Consider the following 3,737-nt stretch of genomic DNA (forward strand, 5'->3'; position numbering starts at 1 on the left):
TATCAGGATAATAAAAAGGAAATTAATACCAGGTTTAATTATTAATGCTCAAAATGGAGGTTAATCATCCATTTTTCTCCGGTGTTTTGTGTTGTAACCCGGTCTGCATATCGCTGTACCATATACCCGGACAATCGGGAGAAACCATCGGGATCTTTCATAATCTCTTGGGGAGTTGGTCTTTTATCAGTCAGAATAAGTTCCTTTCCCGTGTACGAGACCGGAATATCAATCTGCAGCTCATCGTATATTGCCGTAACACTGACAGGTTCAGTTGTTCTCCCTGTTGAAAACAACGATTCGCAGGTTTCTACGAGAGCAGATGTTGCCTTTCTGATGACATCAGGCCTGGCTCCCCATCTCTCTCCCTGTTTTTCCATAAATGCGAAGACTTTGTCTGATATCTCATCATCAGGCTGAAGAGTCAGGGTCTCCTGTTTTTTTATCCCGATTCTCATCACAAGATTCAGAGTTATTGCTACCATTGTTGCTACAGATAGACCGGATTCAAAGATTGGCTGTATCAACTGGGGTAATTGCGAGAAAATGTCCGGAAGCATGTGTACTCCAAGCCCGAACATCAGTGAAGATCCGACAACGAACGTTTTACGGGCATCCATCATCCGGGATGTCACTATACCGAGACCAGCGATGATCATAAAACTGCCCATGTATATTGACATGGCTCCCATCACCGGGTCAGGGAGATATAGGAACAGGGCAGCAAGTTTAGGAAAAAATGCAAGGAGAATAAGTATTCCACCGGTAGAAAATGAAATGTACCTGCTAATTGCCCTGGTTCCAAGTGCCAGTCCGATGTTGGAGGAAGAACTAGATTGTCCCAACCCTCCAATTAATCCTCCAACCAGCGTTGAAATTCCATCTGAGAGGATACCGGCGCTTATATTGGAAAAATCCGGTCGTTTCCAGTCAAGATCTGAAGCTTTCTGACAGATGGTAATATCTCCAACATTTTTGAATGTCGAACTGATGGTTGCGATGAAGAACGGAAGGAGCAGGTAGGGGTTGAACGAAAATCCAAAGTAGGAGATATCGGGAAATCCAAAAAGAGGTGTTGTTGCTATTTTGCCAATGGTATCATCTCCGGCAACTCCTAAGGCAAGAGAAAGCAGGTATCCGATGATACAGCCGATAAGAGCTGGAAAAAGTCGTGCCCAGCCTTTTCCCCAGATAGTAAAACCGCAGATGATAGCAAATGTCACAATTGAAACCAGAACTACAACGGGATTTATGACATTCGTGTCAGTGGTTCCAAAAAATGACGGTATTGCAAAGGGTATGATGGTTATACCCACCATTGTTACCACAACACCGGTAACCTCAACAGGAAAAAGAATCCGCAATTTACTGATGATACGCGAGACAGCAATCTGAAATACCCCGGTTATTGCAGTCATGCCAAAGAGTAGTGATAATCCCCCGGTCTGGACTGCCAGGATAGAAGCTGAAAGATAAGACGGACCACAGATACATGGACAGAGGTATCCTGATCCAATAATTCCCCGCCACTTCCAGGCCTGGAGACATGTTCCTATCCCTGTTGCCAGCAGTGACATGCTGATGAAAAAGTTTGCCTGCTGGTCTGAAAGCCCGACTTCTTTTGCGATAAGCACGGGGATGATAAGAGTGAGTGTGATGACTACGACGTGCTGAAACCCAAGCATGAGGAGGGTCAGGGCCGGTGGTCTGTCATCAACACCATATATGATGTCAGGAGGAGATCTTGACATAGATACTTTTCATTGATTTTACTTCCTCATGATTGCTTTGCTTTTTTCAGTTGGCCTTACATGGTGGTACTGATTATTTCTATCTTCCATAGCGGTTCGGTACCTCTGATTTCTATACTCACTATCGAAATCAACATCTGAATGAAGTGTACATCACTTTGTATGAGTGAGCGGTTCAGGGTGGCATCAAAAAAAATTGAGGATGTTGATATTGTCTTCTTTATCGGAAGGCTGGATGTAACATCGGCTATCCAGGCAGAAGAATTTATTCAGAATCTTATCCAGGCCGGATCACGTAAGATTGGTATCCATTGCGGAGAACTGACCTATATAAGTAGTGCCGGGCTTCGTGTCATTCTTGGATTTCTCATGCAGATTCGTGAATTGGACGGTGATATCAGACTATCAAACCTGAAGCATGAAATCAGGGAGATAATTATCATGTGCGGGTTTGATGAAGTCTTTTCCATATATCCGGATGATGTTGCCCTGTTGGCGAGTTTTTCATCTTAATCATGTCAGAACTCATAACAAACTATGTTGAGTTTTTCCTTACCCTGATCCAGCTCGTTTGTGTGATTGCGGTACTCGCGTATCTCTTCACGCGAAGACCAATGTTTGAAAGGATTATCAACCACAATACAACTTCCCTGGATACCATCATTTGTCTTCTTTTCTTTGGTGCCCTGTCAATATACGGGTCAATAACCAGGACCAAAATCCTCGGGGCTGAAGTAAATGTTCTCGACCTCGGACCGATGGTGGGAGGCCTTATCGGGGGGCCGGTCGTTGGTGTCGGTTCCGGTATTATTGGAGCCTTGTTCAGGTACAATCTAGGGGGAATTGCTGCTGAACCATGTTCCCTTGCTGCAATTGTTGCCGGTCTTCTGGGAGGGGTCGTCTGGTACCTGAACAAGAGAAATTTCCCGTCGATAGGCGCTGTTGTGATTTTTGCCATAGGTATCGAGATTATTCACGACATACTGGCTCTCATCCTGATAACCCCGTATGAAGTTGCAGAAAGTATTGTCCTCCAGTTAACGTTCCCTATTACCCTGGCAAATGTATTGGGAATCGCGATATTTGCTATCATCATTCACAACAGGATTTCTGAAGAGAGAACCCGGCAGGAGAGGGATAGACTTGGTGAGGAGATATACAGACGTGATGTTGATATGCGTGCAGCCCGTCAAATCCAGAAGCATTTTCTTCCTGCCAAAGTGCCCGATGTCGATGATATTTCCCTGGCAGCAGTGAGTGTCCCTGCCCAGGATGTGGGTGGTGATTTTTATGACTTTATTTATCCAATTCGTGAGAATCTCCTTGGCCTTGTAATAGCTGATGTATCAGGAAAAGGAATTCCGGCGGCCCTGTTTATGGGTTTATCCAAGACTCTTACCTGGGCAAATCTCGTCCGGGAAGATTCCCTGATATCTGCAATAGAGGGTGCGAACCATATGATCAGGGTCAATGCCACACCGGGTATGTTTGTCACACTCTGGTGCGGGCTGCTCGATACACAATCCCGAGAACTTGTCTACGTAAATGCGGGGCATCCTCCTCCCCTGCTGTTTCGGGAGGACGGATGCATGGTAAATCTGAAGCGAACCGGCATGGCTCTCGGGGTGTTTGAAAAACCATACAGACAGGAGAACATTGTTCTTTTAAAAGGGGATCTTCTCGTTCTGTACACTGATGGTATCACCGAGGCAATTAATGTCTCCGATGAGCAATACGGCATTGATCGCCTGATTCGAGTAATTCAGGAACATAAGGATGACCCGGTATCCGTCATTATCCAGAGCGTTCAGGACGATCTTGCCGGGCATTGCAAGGGGACTGATCCATTTGATGATATAACCATGGTAGCAATCCGGGTTATGGAATAATTTTCAGCCAGGAACAGGTATCCTCCTTTTTTGAAAAGATTCTTCTCCTCAATGGTTATGGAGATGGTTTTCACTGATGTGTCTGAAAGTAACTTAT

Annotated in this window: 3 protein-coding genes; 2 read left to right on the top strand and 1 reads right to left on the bottom strand. The window is 45.1% G+C overall.

Annotated elements, in window-relative coordinates; all coding sequences use genetic code 11:
• Positions 1–41 precede the first annotated feature (41 nt).
• The gene (locus tag VN429_RS08625) at positions 42–1,751 is read right to left on the bottom strand and encodes a uracil-xanthine permease family protein (protein WP_325632177.1); all 1,710 of its coding nucleotides are present in this window, start codon (positions 1,749–1,751) and stop codon (positions 42–44) included.
• A gap of 141 nt (positions 1,752–1,892) precedes the next feature.
• Between VN429_RS08625 and VN429_RS08630 the strand changes: the two genes are divergently transcribed.
• A complete protein-coding gene (locus tag VN429_RS08630; RefSeq protein WP_325632178.1) occupies positions 1,893–2,264 on the top strand; it encodes an STAS domain-containing protein in 372 nt (123 codons plus the stop codon).
• Positions 2,265–2,266: 2 nt separating this feature from the next.
• Positions 2,267–3,640 carry a PP2C family protein-serine/threonine phosphatase gene (locus VN429_RS08635; RefSeq protein ID WP_325632181.1) on the top strand — a complete coding sequence of 458 codons (1,374 nt, stop codon included), beginning with the start codon at positions 2,267–2,269 and terminating at the stop codon, positions 3,638–3,640.
• Positions 3,641–3,737: the final 97 nt, after the last annotated feature.

It is taken from the genome of Methanospirillum sp., from assembly GCF_035560735.1.
Classification (GTDB): Archaea; Halobacteriota; Methanomicrobia; order Methanomicrobiales; family Methanospirillaceae; genus Methanospirillum.

Excerpts from the sequence above, each read along its gene's own strand:
- VN429_RS08625 (WP_325632177.1), bottom strand. The coding sequence starts at position 1,751 with ATGTCAAGATCTCCTCCTGACATCATATATGGTGTTGATGACAGACCA.
- VN429_RS08630 (WP_325632178.1), top strand. The coding sequence starts at position 1,893 with ATGAAGTGTACATCACTTTGTATGAGTGAGCGGTTCAGGGTGGCATCA.
- VN429_RS08635 (WP_325632181.1), top strand. The coding sequence starts at position 2,267 with ATGTCAGAACTCATAACAAACTATGTTGAGTTTTTCCTTACCCTGATC.